Genomic DNA, 18,874 nt, shown 5'->3' with positions numbered 1-18,874 from the left:
CTCATCGTCTCACTCTGAGCAGGCTCTCTTGTTGCCATGGCAACATCCCAACGCCTTGGGGCGGTTGGACGTGAATAAGATTCAGTGAAATCACGGGGTCCGAGTAGCCAACTCGGGCTTTCTAATTCCGCTTCCCCCAGAAGTGTGGGACTTAATGGCCTGAGCGTTGCGGTTGCGGCGCGTCGCCATTGACTGGGAAAACGTCAAATCAGAAGAATGTCGAGGGGGCCGCGGCGCAGGCCGCCGTGTCGTCTGAGTGACCGCGGGAGGGAAACCAAAAGTGACGGAACGTTGTGCACTGATCACCGGGGTGACGGGTCAAGACGGCGCTTACCTCGCGCGGCTTCTTCTCGATAAGGGCTACACGGTTCACGGCGTAAAGAGACGCTCGTCATCGTTCAACACTGAACGAATTGACGATCTCTATTTGGACCCCCACGAGGAACAGACGCGGTTTTTTCTTCATTATGGGGATCTGACCGACGCGACCAACCTCATTCGTCTCATCCAGGAGATAGGTCCGACGGAGATCTATAATCTCGCGGCGCAAAGCCACGTGGCGGTGAGCTTTGAGACGCCGGAGTATACGGCAAATTCCGACGGGCTCGGCCCGCTGCGGATTCTCGAAGCCATTCGTATCTTGGGACTAGGCGACAAAGTCCGCTTCTACCAAGCGTCGACATCGGAACTTTACGGCAAGGTCCAAGAGAAACCCCAGCGGGAAACGACGCCGTTTTATCCGCGTTCTCCATACGCGGCGGCCAAGCTCTACGGCTATTGGATCACGGTCAACTATCGCGAGGCCTATGGCTTCCACGCATCCAACGGCATATTATTCAATCACGAAGGGCCGACGCGCGGCGAAACGTTCGTGACGCGAAAAATTACCCGAGCGATTGCTGGGATCGAGCTCGGGCTCCAAGAGCGCTTGTTTCTCGGCAATTTGAACGCCAAGCGCGATTGGGGCCACGCGCGAGACTTCGTCGAGGCGATGTGGCTCATTTTGCAGCAGCCGGAACCCGACGACTACGTCATCGCAACCGGCGAGATGCATTCCGTTCGCGAGTTCGTCGAACTGGCGTTTGAAAAAGTCGGCCGCCGGATCAAGTGGCAAGGCTCCGGAAAAGACGAAATCGGCGTGGACGAGAAATCCGGTAAGGACCTCGTGCGCATCGATCAGCGTTACTACCGGCCGACCGAAGTGGAGGAGCTGCAGGGTGATCCGTCAAAGGCGCGCCAAAAGCTCGGCTGGCATCATAAGACGGATTTCAAGCAGCTTGTCTCCGAGATGGTTGAGAGCGATATGAAAGCGGTCGCCAGAGAAACGTGGCGCAAAGATCGCACCGCAAGCTGAAGCAGGCCGAAAACCATGGCAGTCATAGACGAAAGCTTGCCTGCGGTCGGATCCGCATACCGCTACGATCTCCGGGGAAAAAGGATTTTCCTTGCCGGACATCGCGGCATGGTGGGCTCCGCAATCGCGCGGCGATTGCAGGATGAGCACTGTGAGATTCTAACGTCTCCGCGAAGCGAACTGGATCTTAGGGATCCATCTGGCGTGAGCGCGTTCTTCAAACGCGAACGCCCGGAGGTCGTCGTGCTCGCCGCCGCTAAGGTCGGAGGCATTTTGGCCAATGACTCCTATCCCGCGGATTTTCTGTATGACAACCTGATGATCGCAGCGAACGTGACGAAGAGCGCCGCAGATCACGGCGTCGAACGGGCGCTTTTTCTCGGATCGTCTTGCATCTATCCGAAGTTCGCCGATCAGCCGATCGTCGAAGCGGCGCTTCTCACCGGCTCACTTGAGCCGACGAACGAGTGGTATGCGATCGCAAAGATCGCGGGCATCAAGCTCGGTCAAGCCTATCGTCGCCAATTCGGTTGCGATTTCGTTTCGGCCATGCCGACCAACCTTTATGGGCCGGGCGACAATTACGATCTCAATACGAGCCACGTAATTCCGGCCCTCATACGCAAGACGCACGAGGCGAAGATGTCGGGAGCAAAGTCTCTCGTTATCTGGGGCTCGGGCAAGCCGCGCCGCGAGTTTCTACACGTGGACGATTGCGCCGGCGCGCTGGTGCACATTTTGAAATTCTATTCCGAAGACGAGCACATCAACGTTGGATCGGGCGAAGACATTTCAATCGCCGACCTCGCGAGAGTCATATGCAAGGTCGTCGGCTTCGACGGCGAGATTGTGCAGGACGTGTCCAAACCGGACGGAACCCCGCAAAAGCTGATGGACGGGTCTAAGCTCAAGGCCCTCGGCTGGCGGCCGCAGATCAGTTTTGAACAGGGTCTGGAAAGCACATACCGGAATTATCTTGCGTCCGGTGAGGCGGCCTAAATCAAGATCTTTCGTCAGCCGGCACCAGCTTCTTCCGTGCAATGACTGCGCGCGCCTGTGGACAAATCGGCAGTGGCTGTGGGCAACACGGAGGAATAGCCGGCCGCTGTGGGCAACGCGCTAATCGTCATTGTGCAGACAACTGCGCTCAACTAGCGAATGTTATCTTTTGATCAATTGATTCGCTTTGGTCGATACGCGGGGTTGCAATGGCACGGAGTCACTTGGCGCTGTTGATCGGCGCATCCACCGCCACGCTTTTTGTTGCGTCATCGCTCAGGGCGGAAAACATCACGTTCGCGCGGGGAGAAGTCTTCGTCAATCACGGATCCGGCTTCACGCCGGTTACCGGCCACGACGAACTTAAGGTAGGCGATACCATATTCGCCAAGCCAAACGGTCAAGCCCAGGTCTTATTTGGCGACGGCTGCCATTTCACTGTTGAGTCCGGTTCAGCGCTCTTGATCCACGGCGGACCATCGCCCTGTGCCGCCGGATCAAACGGTAATAACGACAACATTCCGAATACCCGCAGTGCGTCAGGTCAAGTCGATTTCAAAGACGCTCGTGCGATTGGCCCCTGAATCAAGGCTTCTTTCTCACGATCTTAAGATCATCGATCCAGATTGAACCTGAGATGATCTGCTCTGACGCCGAGCGCGCGTCCAGGATGAGCTGAAGTTTTTGCGCGCGACATCCGGTTTTCGGGACATTGAAATCGAATTCAAAATTCTTCCAACCCGGAGCGACGCCCAGCAGCATATCGCTTTGGCCGAGTTGAGAGCCGTTATCCGCACAATCGGTGCGCCAAATCAATCCGCGACGCCCCTGCAGTTGTCCTTGGTACTGGCCGCTCAGCTTATAGTCGCCGGGAGCGAGCATCAGGAGTTGCCACACGGGTGGAAATTCGGCGCGTCCATAACCGAACTCAATGAACAGAGCGCGCTCGTTTCTTTTCTCCGATGTGCGGTCGGCCACGGTATCGAATTCGGTCAGCGGAGGTCTCTCGGCAATGTCGACCGTCACGCCATAACCCGGCGTGATAACCCAATCGAACGGCAAGCCTGAAGGCATGCTCTCGAAGCTACCGTTAAACAGAAAGCCGACCCGTTGCAGGTCATCTGCCGAGAGAAACTGCAACCACGCGCTATAGGCAAGGTCGTAGAATTGATGGTCGATAAGAAAATCGAGATAAGTCCGCAACTCCACCGTGGTCGGTGGATTGGGGCTGTCCTGTAGGCTGAGCAGAAGATCAAGCGGCGTGCGCGCGTGCGTGACGCTATTGAGAAGCGCGGCAAAGAATTGCCTGCGCCAAGGCGGGTTCGTTCTCAGCAACGCTTTGACCTCGCTCGTGCCGTCTTTGTCTTCGGCAATCTTTGCGAGAAGCGGTACGATGTGATCGTTAGCTTGCTCTTGCGTCCGGAGTAGGACGTCTGCGTAGTAAGTGGCCGTCCGGAAATCCCTCTGTTCGTAGGCTTTGAGCATCAGCCAGTAGGCGGCCTTACTCTCGTGGAGAGAATGGCGGGCCGCCGCGCTCATCAGTTTGGACGCCGAACGCAGGTCGCCCGAGCGGTCTGCAATTTCGCCCAGAATTCGATAGGCACGAGCGTTGAACGGCTCGTTCGCGAGCGCCGTCTGGACCCACGCGGCGACTTGTTGATCCGAAGGCCGCGAAGAACCGGCGGCGGCTTTTGATCGGCCGTCAAGGACGCCCGCTTGCTCGGTGCTCGCCGCATCGGCAGCGCCGCTCGGAGCGAGAGCTTGGTCGGCTAAATTCAGAAGCGCCGTCGGATTGCTGGAGCTTATCCGCAGCGCCTTGTCCGGTGCCGTGATAGCCAAATAAGCGACAAAACTTTTGGAGGCGACCAGCCAAACAAGCGCCATCCCTGACGAAAGCATGAGGAAGCGCCTGGCCATTTGATGTTTCAAGCCGCTCCGTCTTCAAACATCCGGGACCTTTCTCAATGAACCGGACATTCACTGGTTGGACGTTGAAGGGGTTCAGGTCCTGAAGTGAGCTAGGAAATCTAACAATGCATGCCGCAGCGGTCTACGCCTCCTAGCGGTGCGAGAGTTCGCTTGAGAATGCCGAACAACGGCCTGAGGCCATTGTGACGCTCGGTTCGCCGATAATCGGGAGGGTTCCTCCGCGGCGTACGCGTGGCGACCCGCGTCGTAAGTGCTGCGGCGCTCGAGGGTCTTCAGATTGTTCCAGGCCTCGGTAACGCGTCCTGCAAATATCGAGCGCTGAACGTTTTGATAATGATCCGGATGCAGGATTTTCAGCAGCAGAGCCATGTTTCGCCTCAGCTCGATTGAGGTCGCGGTCCGGTCAGCCCCGAGAATGCGATAGCTGTCGGAAGCCGGCGACAGCAGAATTTGCTCGATAAAAAATTGTGCCGCTTCGAGCAGAAATTCTGGAGATCTCCCTGTCGTTCGAGCTGCGTTCGTCGTCACCCCTTCATCGCCGGCCGCAACAAAGAGGAGAAGCCCGACACCGTCGGGTAACGGCTTTGACCGCGTCGCGTGCATGCGAGACGGTACTTGCAGAATGTCTATGGCAACTCTCAATGCAGTTAGGTCCTGCATTACATGTTCTCTTGTCGAGCTGCGATTTGAGGATGATGTTTATCGGGAGCACTGAAGGAAGGGGCGTTGCGCCGCGGGCTCGCGCCGTAGCCGTCACCATAGCTCGAGCCGTATTCCCGACCGTATCCGGACGCCCGCGCGTCAAATTTGGTCAAGACAGAGCCGATGACCGTCGCCCGAGACATTCGCAGCCGTCGAATTGCGCCGCGGACGACGGCCCGACGGCCTTGACCCGCACCAACTACAAATATCGTTCCGGCAGTCGCATTCGCTAGAATTGGCGCGTCGGCGAGACCCATGACGGGCGGCCCGTCGATGACGATCAGATCGAAGACCTCAAGTCCAATGGAGAGAAGCGACATGAGGCGAGGGCTGGCGAGCAAGTCGCCGGCATGCGGGAAGACGCTGCCGGACGCCATGAACGCGAGGTTCGCGAAATCGGTCTTCCGGAAGGCTTCGGGGGGTGAGCAGTTTCCCGACAAATAATCGCTGAGACCGATTCCTTCCTGGATCCCGAGCTTGATGTGGAGCGAGGCATTCCGCAAATCCGCATCGACAAGCAACACCTTCAAGCCAAGCGCAGTAAAATGCTTGGCCATGGCGAGCGAGGTCGTCGATTTTCCCTCGCCGGGCATTGAGCTCGTGACGAGCAGCGTCTTCGGTAACCCGCTCTCGGTCGAGAATTGTACAGCGGTGCACAGCGATCGGTAGGCCTCCGACAGCGCCGAGCGAGGGTCCGCGAGTTCGGCCTCGATTGTTGCCTTCTTTCCGAGCTTCGGAATAATCCCAATTGTTGCGATGCCCGAGATGCCTTCGATTTGTTCGGGCGTGCTGATGGTGTCGTCGAGCTTCTCGAGCACGAATGCGGCAGACGCCGCCGCGCCGAGGCCGAGCGCAAACGCCATGAGGAGGGCGCGGGACAGGTTGGGCGAAAACGGTGCGCCCGGCACCTCGGCCTTGTCGACGATGAAGACGTTGTTGGCGCCCACGCCGCCTGCGACGTCGACCTCTTTGTAGCGCTGCAGCAGCCCGTCGTAGAGGCCCCTGTTGGTGTCCACCTCACGCTTCAAAATATTGTATTGAATGCTGCGCTTTTGGAGATCCAACAACTCAACCTTGAGCGTCTCGATACGAGATTTCATCTCGTTCTCTTGGCTGAGTGACGATTGGTACGCGGCCTTGAGGGTGTTCTTGATCGTTCCGACCTCGCCGGTCAGCTGGCGATCGACCTCCTTTATCTTGTTATTGATCTGAACCATCGCCGGATAGCTGGGCTTAAACGTCTCCAGTTTTTCCTGGTATTCGGTCACGAGCGCGTTGCGCTGCGCACGAAGCCCATCAATGACGCTGTTGGAGAGAAGCTGCGGCACCTGAGGCAGCTTGGCCGCATCGGCGGGCGTCGATTCGATTTGTCTCCAAAGCTGTTCGTTCTTGATGCGCTCCGAAATAAGACTGCCGAGAGCGGCGTTTGCAGCCGAGAGATTGGCTTCACCCGTCGAAGACTTCTCGTTGACAGCCACGATCTGCTCTTTTTGCGCGAAGTCGAGGAGGTCCTTCTCAGATTTTTCGAGGCGCAACTTCAATTGCTTCAGCTGATCCTCGAGAAACGTCTTTGCGTACGCATTAGCTTCGAAGCGCTTGTCGAGGTTCGACGCGATATACGCATCGGCATAGGCGGTCGCTATTTTTTGCGCCCGTACCGGATTGGGATCGGTGTAGGTTAGATCGACCATTCGGGATCCGTTCACCGGCCTCACGGCGAGATTGTCCTGAACGATGCCGGCAGCGGCGCGTTCGTTATCTCCCCTATTGGAAATCTGCGGCGATGCTGTCGGCCGGGACAGGAAATGAGTTACAAGCGTGCGCAGTGTGGCGGCACGAGGCTGAAGAAAGTCACCGTCATCACCGAGCCTCAAGGCCGATGCGACACGCTCAGCCATCATTCGCCCGTTCAAGCGTTCATATTCCGTCCGCAGAAAATCATAGTCGCCGTTTTCGGCGGAGACATCGCCGTTCTCGACAATTTTAGATGCTGCTCGATCAATCTGAATCCGGATGGTCGAATTATAAAGCGGGGTCTCCATAAGTGTACGCACTGCGCCGATCGCAACGGAAGCCGTGACGATCGCAAGGATGATCCACTTTCGCTTATTGATGATGCGCCAGATCTCCGCGAGTTCGTAAGAACCGAAGCCCGCATCCGGATTTCCGTAACCCGGATAGTCGCCGATCGAGCCATAGGGATCGCGGGGGATGAGGGCGGCGTCTGCCGCCGGCACGAGGCGCACCGATTTTGGATTCTCCGAAGCCGCGCCGGTTTCTGTCATCTTCCCGAACTAAAGCCTGTTAGATGCCGAAATTAGGGGCCACCTGATGCAAAGGCCATCTGATTTAAAGGAACGTGAAGACGGCAGCGAGCGGCAACACTTTCAGGATCGTATTGAAGGTCTCCTTGGTAGCTGACGTTCCGGCGACGATTACGTCGCCTGATTGAACGGCCGGATCGTCCTCTTTGCCCGCTCGAATTTGGCTGATATCGAATTTCGCGGCGGCGCGTTTTCCAGAAACCTGCCGAAACACGAGAACGGTTGAATCGGAGCTGAGCGAGTCGAGGCCCTCCGCCATCGCGAGGTACTGCAGCAAGGATCCCTTGCCGCGAAATGGGTATACGCCCGGCTTTTTGACTGCGCCTTCAACAGTAATCCGCTGGCTGTTGTATTCTTTGACGTAAACGGTCACCTGCGGAGACTGCAGGTATTTGCGGCCTAACTGCCTTGTAAGATCCGCCTCGAGCTCCTCAGGCGTTCGGCCTGCTGCAGGCATTTCCCCGACCAAAGGCAAATTGATGTTGCCGGAATCGGCGACCTGCAGGCTCTTGGAAAGTTCTGGGACCTTGAAAACCGAAATATCCAAAACGTCTTGCGGACCAATTTTGTACCCGCTCGCGCCAGCAACCGACACAGACGTCATTACGTCCGCCGCTTTCGTGACTGCAAACTTCTCGTCAGGTGACGTGCGCAATGATGCGGTTTCGATGCCGCCGACTTTCTGTGCGTTAGAAGAGGAACTCGTCTCGATTGGCGTGAGCTGTCCGTCCGGCAAAGTCGCGCCACAACCCGACAACAATGCGGAAAAGGCGAAAATGACAAAAACAGGTCCGACGCGCCCCACGCGCTCGGGCTTCTTTGGATCGTCAGATTCACACGACGCTACAAACATGAATTTCCGCCCCCGCCGGACGTGATGCATCAAATGATGCTGCGATGTGACTTCATTTCCCTTCAAAAAGTATAGCAGTTGGATTCGTCAGTACCAAGCGTTTCGCTTCGGCGGCGCCGATCCTGCGTGCGGCCGCTTCGTATCCTTTGCTCAAAATAGGAGGTCGGCGGAGCATATCGTGGGCGTCTGTCGCGAGTATTTTTGCGAGCCCTTCATCGAGAAATCGTTCTGCCCAGTACTTGGCGCGGCTGCCAAAATCTCCGGTGAGAGACCCAGCAGTAATTTGCAGCCATACCCCCGCTTCGGCGAGATTGGCTATTATGGCATAGCCAGACTTGATCCATGAGAGGCGTTCAGGATGTGTGAGAACGGGAACATAGTTCGCCTCAATCAGCTCGAGAAAGAAGTGCTCAAGCCGTGGCGGCGCGACGTGGTGTGGAGGTTCGACAAGAACATAACGCGTGTCGTTGAGGGGAATCAGCTTGCCAGACCGCAAGCCCGCAACGAAGTTCGGCATCATGTGAATATCCGCTCCGGGCACCAGGCGAAGCGGAATTTCATGAGCATCCAGCGCGTTTTGTAAGAGTTCGACGCGGTAGCGTATCTCATGACCGGAATTCGGATAAATGCCGGGGAGGATATGCGGCGTGCACGCCACAATTGATACGCCGTCGGCCACGAAGGCTCTTGCCATCTCGAGCGAAATGGCAAGGTCGTTAGGTCCATCGTCTATACCGGGAAGCAGATGGCAATGAAGGTCGAGCACTGATGATCCGTATAATGAGGTGGAAGGGCTGGCGTTGCAATATTATCGCGGTAACGGATTTTTTTGTTCTGCCTCCAAATGATCGGGACTTATAAAACACGATCTTTGTGTTAGCGTAATGGGACGTTATCGCGGCTGTGTTGCGTACGAGGTTCGCGTAATGCGTATGTTGTTTGCGTTGATTGCTGCCATTTGGCAGCTGAGTTTCTGTGCTGCGGCGTCGGCCGCGACAATAACCTTCGTTTCTGGCGCGGTTTCGATCAATCGTGGCGAAGGTTTTCACAAGACGACTGCTGGCACCGAAGGCAATCCCGGAGATACCGTGATGGTTGGGCCAGCCAGCAGCGCTGAGATTACATATGCCGGCCAATGTTTGGTAAAGGTTGGGCCGCATTCCGTTTTTATGATCGGCGCCGACAATCCTTGTAGCCGGGGCTGCGCAGTCGGCAGTCTGAAGGATACACCGGCAGTGAAATGCGAAACAGTGGCGCGAGATCCCGACCACGCACTGATCGTCGGCAGGCTCATCGTGGGTGGCGGAATAGGCGTAATAGTGCACGTGAATCAGCCCGCCAGTCCCTGACGTTGCGCAACGACTTTTTCGATCTTTTAAAGAGGCAGGGCGTCGTCGGATTACTTTGCGGGTTCGTGATTGCGGCCAGCCTTTTGCTGGGCGGCGGAACTCGGGCAGGTTTCCTGTCCGACAGCATTCTGCAGCTCGTTTCGATACCTTTGCTGCTCCTCGCATCGACAAAGATGCTTGATCTTGAAAGGACGAAAGAGACCCACGCAATACTTGGGTTCTGTGTGGCCGTCATTTGCGTGCCGCTGCTGCAACTGGTGCCGCTTCCTCCTGCAATTTGGTCCCATCTTCCTGAGAGGACCAATGTGGCGGCAGCCTTCGAGCTGGCCGGGAATAAAGGACAATGGGCGCCGATTACGGTTTATCCAACGGGTACCTGGCTGAGCCTCGTCGCGCTAATGCCGCCGCTTGCAGTGTTTCTTGGCACGGTGTCATTGAGTGGGGTCGCACGCCGGCAACTGAGTTATCTCCTACTGAGTGTCGGCCTCCTGAGTGCGTGCCTTGGGCTGGTCCAGGTCGCGCAAGGGCCCGGCAGTCCGTTGCGTTTCTTTGATTATACGAATCCGAGTGAGGCCGTCGGGTTCTTCGCAAATCGCAATCATTTCGCGGCCCTTCTCTATTGCCTCACTGTTTTTGCAAGTGCCTGGCTCATCGATGCAGGGTTGAACGGTAGGAAGCGCTTGTTTGAGCCCGCCGCGCTGCTGCCTCTGATCGCTGGATTTGTCGTTATTTTGATTTTGATCGCAGCCCAGCTCGTGGCGCGATCTCGTGCGGGCTTGGGGCTCACAATGGCGGCTCTGCTCTTCGCTTGGCCGCTGGCCAATTTTGATTTGCGCCGTGAGACGGGACTGCAAGCAGGCAAGGTGCTTGTCGCAGCGGTAGCGCTATCGCTGATTTTTGCGCTCCAATTTGCCTTCTTGCGCATCCTGGAGCGCTTTGGAGCAGATACCCTGGATGACGCGCGATGGCCGTTTGCTCGCAACACCTTTGAGGCCGCGCGAGCGTTTATGCCGTTTGGGTCGGGCATGGGAACGTTTGTCGATGTCTACGGCATGTTTGAGCCGCGCGAGAATGTTTTTGCTGCCTACGCGAACCATGCGCACAATGATATCCTTGAGTTGGCGCTCGAAGCGGGACTGCCGGGCTTGTTCTTGATGGCGGCCTTTGGCGCATGGATCTTGTGGCGATGCTTCGACCTTTGGCGTCGCCCGACCGCAATGGCATCTGCAACCGATATTCTCTGGGAGAGGGCTGCGCTTCTCGTTGTGGTGCTTTTGATCGCCCACGCTGTTGTCGATTACGCACTGCGAACGACCGCGATAGCGGTGGTGTTCGCATTTTCATGTGCCTTATTGGTTAGGCCGTTCGCCAGTGTGGACACGAACGAACAAGCTCCAGACGTCCACGACGACCGCATAGATCGCGCTCGCTTTGAACAGCATTATCCCGAAAAAATCCCGGCATCTGCGGGTGAAGCCTGGGGCGCAGATATCGATTGGCCTGACGAATGGCAGCCAAATCCGTTCCAGCAAAAGCCTAGGAATAAATAGGCTCATCGCAGCGATCGAAGCGCCTGAATGCGAGCGACGGATGTTCAGAAAACCGGTGGCACCTCCGCCGCTGTAGCCGCAGTGCAACATTCTGCTTGCGTCGTTCGATTCCGCACGGGTTTATGAGCAACTCATTGCCTTCGGATGATGCGCATGCTGATATACAGCAGGCGGACGGACTGCTTGGGGAAGGGGAATTTTCCGAATTGATTTCGCGTTGCGGGGAGCGCTGCACACATGCGTCGGCTCATTCAGCTATTTTGCGATCTTTTTCTCGTGGTCTTGGCGACGATATTCGCGTCGATCTTGCGGGATAATTTCGATGTTTCACGAGAGAGGCAGGCTGCTGATCTCGTTTATATTCTTTGCACTATCGGTGTCGCGAGTGTCGTCATTCCATCGCTCGGATTGGATCGCTCTATCTGGCGCCTCTCTGCTCTGCCGGACTACTTGAGGATAGTCGGCGCCTCGGTCGTGATCGTGGTCGGAGCTGTTGCGCTCGGTTTTACGATTAACCGATTGGATGGCGTCGCACGGGCGCTTCCGATATTGCAGTGCGGATTGATCATTTTCGGCATGGTCGGAGTTCGGGTGCTGATGCGTTTGCGTTACGTCGCCCGAGGCCGCCCGGCGCAGTTCCAAAAGCCGATCGTCCCTGGTGCCGCGGAAACGGTTCTGATCATCGGCATGACCAGGCTGACGGAGCTCTATCTGAGGTCTGTTGCCGAGTTCGGTAACGACCGCGTTCGAGTTGCCGGGATACTCGGGAGTCACGACCGTCACCTCGGCAGACTTGTTCTTCGTCATCAAATTTTGGGAACCCCCGAGAATGTTGTCGAGGTCGTGCAGCGGCTTTCGGTGCATGGGGTCGCCATCAATCGGCTTGTCATAACCCAAGCATTCGACGCGCTCGCCCAAGAGGTGCGCGATGCATTGCTCCACTTGGAAAAGACGACGATCATTGTCGTTGACTTCATAGGTGAGCGATTGGGATTTGAGCGAGTTCCGACCGGCAACACGCGGGGGCTCAGGGTAATCCCCGATGGGCGAGCCGCGTTCGCCATCGACAATGAACGGCTTTCCGCTCTGATGAAGCGGCCCTATTGGCGGTTCAAAAGGCTTATCGATATTGCTGTCGCTGCTGCCTTGCTCGTACTGCTCGCGCCGATCATGGTGGTGGTCGCAGCCCTAGTTGCCGTTGAAGTCGGCTTTCCGGTCGTCTTTTGGCAGCAGCGGCCGGGCGTCGGCGGAATACCTTTCTGTATGTACAAATTCCGCAGCATGCGAGCCGAGCATTCTGTCGATGGCCAGAAATTATCGGAGGTCGACCGCATCACGTTTTGGGGCGGAATATTGCGGCGAACCCGCTTGGATGAACTGCCCCAACTTTACAATATTCTGGCTGGCGAGATGTCGTTTGTCGGCCCTCGGCCGCTTTTGCCGGTAGATCAGCCGGCCGAATACGTCGCGCGTTTGATGATCCGGCCCGGTCTGACTGGATGTGCTCAAGTTGAAGGTGGCCGCGATATCTCCGCTGCCGACAAAGCGGCGCTCGACGTGTGGTATCTCAAAAACGCGTCGTTCAAGCTCGATATCAGAATACTGTGGCAGACGTTCGGGATCCTCGTCTTCGGCGAGCGGGTAAATACGCTCGCGATCGCACGAGCATGGCGCGACCTGCGGCGGAGCGGCTTTTGCCAAAATCCCGCGGAAACCGACAGACAGTTTTACGACGAAGTTTCCGCTGCGACTGAGAGGACGGCACGCGTCGCGTAATACGAAAAGCGCTCTAATGACGAACCAAAACCGACATCTGTTATAAAAAGTAACACTTCAAATTTTTTGCCGCTACTCGGCGTAATTATTTGTATTGTGAGTTGCCTGGGGAGATCATTTCACCCGGAGTGCGGTAGCTTTTGGCTTTCTTACCGAGTGATGACTTAGCATGCGAAGAAACACAATTCTCGTCACCGGCGGAGCCGGGTTCCTTGGCTCTCACCTGTGCGACCGCCTCCTAGGCGACGGGCACGAAGTGATCTGCCTCGACAATTTCTTCACGGGGACAAAGGGAAATATCGAGCATCTCATTGATCATCCGCGCTTTGAATTGATGCGTCACGATGTGACGTTTCCGCTCTATGTTGAAGTTGACCAGATTTACAATCTCGCCTGTCCCGCATCGCCGGTTCATTACCAGCATGACCCCGTGCAAACGACCAAGACGAGTGTGCACGGTGCAATCAACATGTTGGGACTTGCGAAGCGGCTGAAGTGCCGAATTTTCCAAGCTTCGACATCCGAAGTTTATGGCGATCCTTCAGTTCATCCCCAAACCGAAGATTATTGGGGCAACGTCAACCCGATAGGCCCGCGCTCTTGCTACGATGAGGGCAAGCGGTGCGCCGAAACGCTCTTCTTCGATTATTGGCGGCAGCACAAACTGGAAATCAAGGTCGCGCGGATTTTCAATACCTATGGTCCTCGCATGCACCCGAGCGATGGGCGCGTGGTTTCGAACTTCATCGTTCAGGCGCTCAAAGGTGAACCGATCACGATCTACGGTGACGGCGCCCAGACACGCTCTTTCTGCTACGTGGACGATCTCATCGACGGCTTCATCCGCCTTATGAACTCGCCGAAAGAGCTGACGGGGCCCGTCAATCTCGGCAATCCAAACGAATTCACGATCAAGGAACTCGCGGAACTCGCCATAGACATGACGGGTTCGAAATCGAAGCTGGTCTATCAGCCTCTTCCTCAGGATGATCCGAGGCAGCGGCAGCCGAACATCCGTTTGGCCAACGACGAACTTGGATGGAAGCCGATCGTGCCGCTGCGCGACGGCCTCCGTCTGACGATCGGCTATTTCGAGAGACTCCTGTCGCTTCAATCGAAGGCTGTTCTTGCGCCCTTTGGAATTTAATCGTGCATTCCGGTGATCGCACGGTCCTCGTAACGGGCGGTGCCGGATACATCGGTTCGCACGCATGCAAGGCCTTGGCGCGAGCGGGATATGCGCCGGTCACTTTCGACAACCTCAGCTACGGACATCAATGGGCCGTAAAATGGGGGCCGCTCGTCATCGGCGATATTCTTGACCGTACGTCGCTGGACGCCGCCATCGACCGATACCGGCCTTCAGCAGTGATGCACTTCGCGGCGTGCGCCTATGTCGGCGAGTCCGTTGCCGATCCTGGAAAATATTTCCGCAACAACGTGTGCGGCAGTCTGAATATCATCGAGGCAATGCGGGATCACAGCATTCGGACCATAGTGTTCTCGAGTACCTGCGCAACCTATGGCGTCCCGGAGAGCTTGCCGATCACAGAAGGGGCTGTCCAGAAACCCATCAATCCATATGGGGCGTCGAAATTGATGGTCGAGCGCATGCTCCAGGATTTTGGATCGGCGCACCGGATTAATTCCATCGTCCTGCGCTATTTCAATGCCGCGGGAGCCGATCCCGAAAACGAAATCGGCGAGGATCATGATCCGGAAACGCATCTCATCCCCCTTGCGTTGGACGCGTGTTCAGGCAAGCGAAGCAGCGTGACGTTGTTCGGATCCGACTACGAAACGGACGATGGAACGTGCGTCCGTGATTATATTCATGTTTCGGATTTGGCCGACGCGCACGTCAAAGCGTTGCAAGCGTTGGAGCGAAGCACTGGATCGTCGGCTTACAATCTCGGAAACGGACGTGGCTTTTCGGTTCGTCAGGTGATCGATACGGTGGAAAGGGTCACCCGTCGCCGCGTACCTGTCGCAATTGGTGCGCGCCGTGCAGGAGATCCACCGCTGCTGATTAGCGATGCGACCAGGGCCCGGGAAGAATTGCTTTGGATCCCCAGAATCTCGAGCCTCAGCGATATTGTTCAGACCGCGTGGGCGTGGCACGAACGCCAGCAGCTAGATCCGATGCGTGCCCAATTCGCGCGGCCGGTAGCCGGTTCCTGGCGATAGTATGTGCGGGATCAACGGCATCTTTGCCTACCACTACGCAGCTAATCTGATTGATCGCGAAGAGCTTACGCGATCGCGCGATTACATGGCGGCACGCGGTCCCGACGGGAAAGGCCAATGGACGTCTGATGATGACCGCGTGGGGTTCGGGCATCGTCGCTTGTCGATCATCGATCTGAGTGAAGCGGCGTCGCAGCCGATGATCAGCTCAGACGGGAAGTTAGTCGTGACGTTCAATGGAGAAATCTACAATTACCGCGAATTGCGCCAAGAGCTGGAGGCCAAAAGCCGAACATTCCGAAGCAATTCCGATACGGAAATTCTCTTGCACCTGTACGCCGAGAAGGGCAACGCGATGGTGCATGATCTGCGGGGAATGTTCTCCTTCGCGATTTGGGATGCGGACAAGAAGGAGCTATTTCTCGCCCGCGATCCCTACGGGATTAAGCCGCTCTACTATGCCGATGATGGCTGGACCTTCCGCTTTGCGTCCCAAGTGAAGGCGCTACTCGAGGGTGGCAAAGTCTCGCGTGATCCGGAGCCAGCGGGTCAGGTTGGATTCTATCTTTGGGGCAGCGTGCCGGAGCCGTTCACCAGCTATCGAGCTATTCGCGCAGTGCCCGCTGGAGCTACGGTTGTCGTCGACCGCATCGGCGCACACGAGCTCACGCGCTACCATTCGATTGCTGCCGCTTACCGTGAAGCCGAAGAACAAAATGCCCGGGAGCCGCGATCGATAGACGGCCAAGCTCAAATTCGTGAAGCTCTGCTCGATAGCGTCAAACAGCACCTCGTCGCAGACGTGCCGGTTGGTGCTTTCCTTTCCGCAGGCATCGACTCCGGAGCGCTCGTCGGCTTGATGCGTGACGCCGGCCAAAGCGATATTCAGACAGTGACGCTAAGTTTCGAAGAATTCAAAGGTCATGCTGACGATGAGGCGCCGCTGGCAGCGGAAGTTGCGCGGACCTATGGCACCCGCCACACGACGCGCGTCGTCACCGAAAGAGAATTTCAAACGGACCTGCCGGGCATACTCGATGCGATGGATCAGCCGTCGATCGATGGCATAAATACATGGTTTGTCTCGAAGGCCGCCAAAGAGCTTGGATTGAAAGTGGCGGTGTCCGGCCTCGGAGGCGATGAGCTATTCGGCGGCTATCCGTCTTTTCGCGAAATCCCGGTATGGGCCGCCCGGATGGCAATCCCGTCGCGAATTCCGTTGCTCGGGCGTGCAATCCGCAAGGCACTCTTCTCCAGTGGTCTCTGCCGGTATTTCAATAGTCCGAAGGCGGCGGGGTTCGTGGAATATGCCGGAACCTATCCGGGAGCCTATCTTCTGCGCCGGGGGCTCTTCATGCCTTGGGAGCTCGAAGAGGTACTCGATCCGGAGACGGTGCACAGCGGGCTGAGACGGCTGAGACCATTGATGATGGTCGAGACGGAACTGACGCCGCGACCGAAATCGTCGTTCGCGAAAGTCGCGGCTCTCGAGGCCTCGCTTTACATGCGAAACCAGCTCCTGCGCGATACCGATTGGGCGAGCATGGCGCACGGACTTGAAGTGCGTGTTCCTCTCGTCGACTCAGTGCTTCTCAGATCTACCGCTTCGCAGCGTATGACCGAACCTGATCGTGGCTCGAAAATGAGCCTTGCGCGCGCTCCGCGTACGCCGCTGCCGGCGACCGTAACGAAGCGCCGAAAGACGGGGTTCACGACACCGATCGGCGATTGGCTGAGACGCGGCAGCGGCGAAGTCGAGTATCCGAGTGTGCCCTCTCTCAACGATATCGGATGTCATTGGTCGCGTCGCTGGGCCTATGGCGTGGCTTCGGCGCCGGAGGCGCACGCGTGACCGGTTTACGGATCTTGGCGCTTGTGACCGATGCATTCGGTGGTCACGGCGGCATAGCCCGCTACAATCGCGATTTGATTTCGGCATTTGCGACGTCTGCGCGCGTACGAGAAATCTGCATTCTTCCGCGACAGGGAAACCCCGGCGATCAGGCTCTGCCGCAAAAAGTTCTGCAGGCGCGAGCCAGCGCCGCGAGATTGGCCTTTTCCACACAAGCGATCGCGCGTGCCGCGTTAGGCGGTCCGTTCGACTTCGTATTCTGCGGTCATATCTACATGTCGCCAATTGCGGCCGCGATTTCCAAATTTCTCAAGAAGCCGATGTGGCTGCAGCTTCACGGCGTCGATGCCTGGGAGCCTTTGGGCAGACTGGCGCGAACGGCGACCGAAAGCGCAACGTTGGTAACGGCCGTCAGCCGGTTTACGCGCAGCCGCTTTCTCCAATGGGCCGACGTTGTGCCCGAGCGTGTCCGCGTCCTGCCGAATACTTTCGAGCCGCGCTTCACCAATGGCCAGAAGCCGGAGCATTTGCTCGACCGTCTGAACATTCGCGGACGGCGGGTAATCCTGACGGTGTCGCGGCTCGCAGCGTCGGAGCAGTACAAAGGCCACGATCGGATCATCGATGCCTTGCCTGCAATCAAACAGCGTGTGCCGGATGTCGTCTACGTCATCGCCGGTGATGGAGATGACCGGGAGCGCCTACAGAAAACGGCGGAAAAGTTGGGTGTCGAGGACATCACGCTGTTCGCCGGACACGTGCCCGAGCATGAGCTTCCCGATTACTTTCGTCTTGCAGACGTATTTGCCATGCCAAGCATCGGAGAGGGGTTCGGCATCGTCTTTCTCGAGGCGGCCGCTTGCGGACTTCCTGTCATTGCAGGAAATCGTGACGGCAGCGTCGACGCGCTGGCAGATGGAGCAATCGGTACTCTCGTCGATCCCGAGGACGCGCCGCAACTCGTCGATGCAATCTGCGATTTGCTCGCTGGACACGGCCGGCCAACGGCGCCGTCCGCGCATGACCGCTTCTGTACCGGAAATTTCAGCGCGCATGTCGACGATCTTCTCGAAAGCTTCCGCTAGGATGAAACACGTGCTGGCTCATGCCGCAATCGCGAGCGGACCCTTGGCCGGAGACGGCGCGAGTACTGCCGACTCTCAGCGAGCGCACGATCGCACGATCGTGCTCGAGGCGGGCCGCGCTGAGCGCAACTACTGGTCGGACCTATGGCACTATCGTGAACTCTTCGCGATCCTCGCCTGGCGCGACGTCGCTGTCCGCTACAAGCAGACGGTCATCGGGGTTGCGTGGGCTCTAATCCGCCCCTTCCTTACTATGGTCGTGTTTACGGTCGTTTTCGGTAAGCTCGCAGGGCTGCCGAGCGATGGACAGGCTCCGTATCCGGTAATGGTCTTCGCCGGACTGTTGCCTTGGTTTTTGTTTTCCAGTGCACTCGCCGACGCTTCCGGCAGTCTGATCGGCAACGCTAACCTCATATCGAAGGTCTATTTTCCACGCCTTGTCGTTCCTGCTGCGTCGGTCATTGTCGCGCTTGTCGACTTCATGATCAATCTAGCGATGCTCGCTCTGATTATGGCGTATTACAGATTTGTGCCCGGCTGGCAGATCGTATTCCTGCCAAGTTTTATAGTGCTGGCAATGGTTGGCAGCCTTGGCCCTGCGCTGTGGATTACTGCGCTCAACGTAAAGTATCGCGATTTCCGCTACGTCATTCCGTTCATCGTCCAATTCGGGCTTTACATTTCTCCTGTAGGTTTCACGAGCTCGGTAGTGCCGGAGGAGTGGCGCCTGCTCTACAACCTCAATCCGCTTGTCGGCATCATTGACGGGTTTCGCTGGTGTCTCCTCGGCGGACAAAGCCCGCTCTACATGCCTGGCTTTCTGGCCAGCCTTGGCGTCGTGGCCTTCTTCCTCTGGTTCGGTATTCGCTACTTTCGCCGCACCGAGCGCACCTTCGCGGACATGATGTAAGTCC

The 18,874-nt window shown here is 57.1% G+C and carries 14 protein-coding genes; 10 read left to right on the top strand and 4 right to left on the bottom strand.

The features are described from left to right. Window positions 1–280 precede the first annotated feature (280 nt). The 3 genes from gmd (at window position 281) to AACL53_RS11180 (ending at window position 2,937) form a co-directional block, all read left to right on the top strand. Window positions 281–1,354, top strand: a complete 1,074-nt coding sequence (gmd, locus tag AACL53_RS11190; RefSeq protein WP_339084580.1) for a GDP-mannose 4,6-dehydratase — start codon at window positions 281–283, stop codon at window positions 1,352–1,354. Window positions 1,355–1,369: 15 nt separating this feature from the next. Further along, a complete protein-coding gene (locus AACL53_RS11185) occupies window positions 1,370–2,353 on the top strand; it encodes a GDP-L-fucose synthase (RefSeq protein WP_339084579.1) in 984 nt (327 codons plus the stop codon). A gap of 224 nt (window positions 2,354–2,577) precedes the next feature. Continuing rightward, window positions 2,578–2,937: a hypothetical protein gene (locus tag AACL53_RS11180; RefSeq protein ID WP_339084578.1), complete on the top strand. Its 360-nt coding sequence runs from the start codon at window positions 2,578–2,580 to the stop codon at window positions 2,935–2,937. Window position 2,938: 1 nt separating this feature from the next. Here the strand turns inward: AACL53_RS11180 and AACL53_RS11175 are convergent, their stop codons facing one another. The 4 genes from AACL53_RS11175 to AACL53_RS11160 form a co-directional block, all read right to left on the bottom strand. After that, on the bottom strand, window positions 2,939–4,270 hold the full coding sequence (locus AACL53_RS11175; RefSeq protein WP_339084577.1) for a hypothetical protein: 1,332 nt from the start codon (window positions 4,268–4,270) through the stop codon (window positions 2,939–2,941). Between the two features lie 671 nt (window positions 4,271–4,941). Then, the gene (locus tag AACL53_RS11170) at window positions 4,942–7,230 is read right to left on the bottom strand and encodes a polysaccharide biosynthesis tyrosine autokinase (RefSeq protein WP_339084576.1); all 2,289 of its coding nucleotides are present in this window, start codon (window positions 7,228–7,230) and stop codon (window positions 4,942–4,944) included. A gap of 103 nt (window positions 7,231–7,333) precedes the next feature. Further along, window positions 7,334–8,161: a polysaccharide biosynthesis/export family protein gene (locus AACL53_RS11165; RefSeq protein WP_339084575.1), complete on the bottom strand. Its 828-nt coding sequence runs from the start codon at window positions 8,159–8,161 to the stop codon at window positions 7,334–7,336. A gap of 52 nt (window positions 8,162–8,213) precedes the next feature. Next, window positions 8,214–8,927 (bottom strand): tyrosine-protein phosphatase, encoded by a 714-nt coding sequence (locus AACL53_RS11160; protein WP_339084574.1) that lies wholly within the window; start codon window positions 8,925–8,927, stop codon window positions 8,214–8,216. Between the two features lie 888 nt (window positions 8,928–9,815). On the opposite strand from AACL53_RS11160, the gene AACL53_RS11155 reads away from it, so the two are divergent. The 7 genes from AACL53_RS11155 (at window position 9,816) to AACL53_RS11125 (ending at window position 18,870) form a co-directional block, all read left to right on the top strand. Then, window positions 9,816–11,060: an O-antigen ligase family protein gene (locus tag AACL53_RS11155; RefSeq protein ID WP_339084573.1), complete on the top strand. Its 1,245-nt coding sequence runs from the start codon at window positions 9,816–9,818 to the stop codon at window positions 11,058–11,060. 237 nt (window positions 11,061–11,297) lie between these two features. Beyond that, the gene (locus AACL53_RS11150) at window positions 11,298–12,836 is read left to right on the top strand and encodes a sugar transferase (RefSeq protein ID WP_339084572.1); all 1,539 of its coding nucleotides are present in this window, start codon (window positions 11,298–11,300) and stop codon (window positions 12,834–12,836) included. A 169-nt stretch (window positions 12,837–13,005) separates the two neighbouring features. Beyond that, window positions 13,006–13,983 (top strand): UDP-glucuronic acid decarboxylase family protein, encoded by a 978-nt coding sequence (locus AACL53_RS11145; protein ID WP_339084571.1) that lies wholly within the window; start codon window positions 13,006–13,008, stop codon window positions 13,981–13,983. A 2-nt stretch (window positions 13,984–13,985) separates the two neighbouring features. Continuing rightward, window positions 13,986–15,023 (top strand): UDP-glucose 4-epimerase GalE, encoded by a 1,038-nt coding sequence (galE, locus tag AACL53_RS11140; RefSeq protein ID WP_339084570.1) that lies wholly within the window; start codon window positions 13,986–13,988, stop codon window positions 15,021–15,023. A gap of 1 nt (window position 15,024) precedes the next feature. Next, entirely contained in the window at window positions 15,025–16,875 is a 1,851-nt protein-coding gene (gene asnB, locus AACL53_RS11135; RefSeq protein ID WP_339084569.1) for an asparagine synthase (glutamine-hydrolyzing), read from the top strand. Continuing rightward, window positions 16,872–17,960: a glycosyltransferase family 4 protein gene (locus AACL53_RS11130; protein WP_339084568.1), complete on the top strand. Its 1,089-nt coding sequence runs from the start codon at window positions 16,872–16,874 to the stop codon at window positions 17,958–17,960. Before asnB ends, AACL53_RS11130 begins: the two co-directional genes overlap by 4 nt. Next, window positions 17,929–18,870 carry an ABC transporter permease gene (locus AACL53_RS11125; protein ID WP_339084567.1) on the top strand — a complete coding sequence of 314 codons (942 nt, stop codon included), beginning with the start codon at window positions 17,929–17,931 and terminating at the stop codon, window positions 18,868–18,870. Before AACL53_RS11130 ends, AACL53_RS11125 begins: the two co-directional genes overlap by 32 nt. The last annotated feature ends 4 nt before the right edge of the window (window positions 18,871–18,874 follow it).

The organism is Hyphomicrobium sp. ghe19 (assembly GCF_902712875.1).
GTDB lineage: Bacteria > Pseudomonadota > Alphaproteobacteria > Rhizobiales > Hyphomicrobiaceae > Hyphomicrobium_B.
This window is presented reverse-complemented; position numbering and strand designations above follow the sequence as displayed.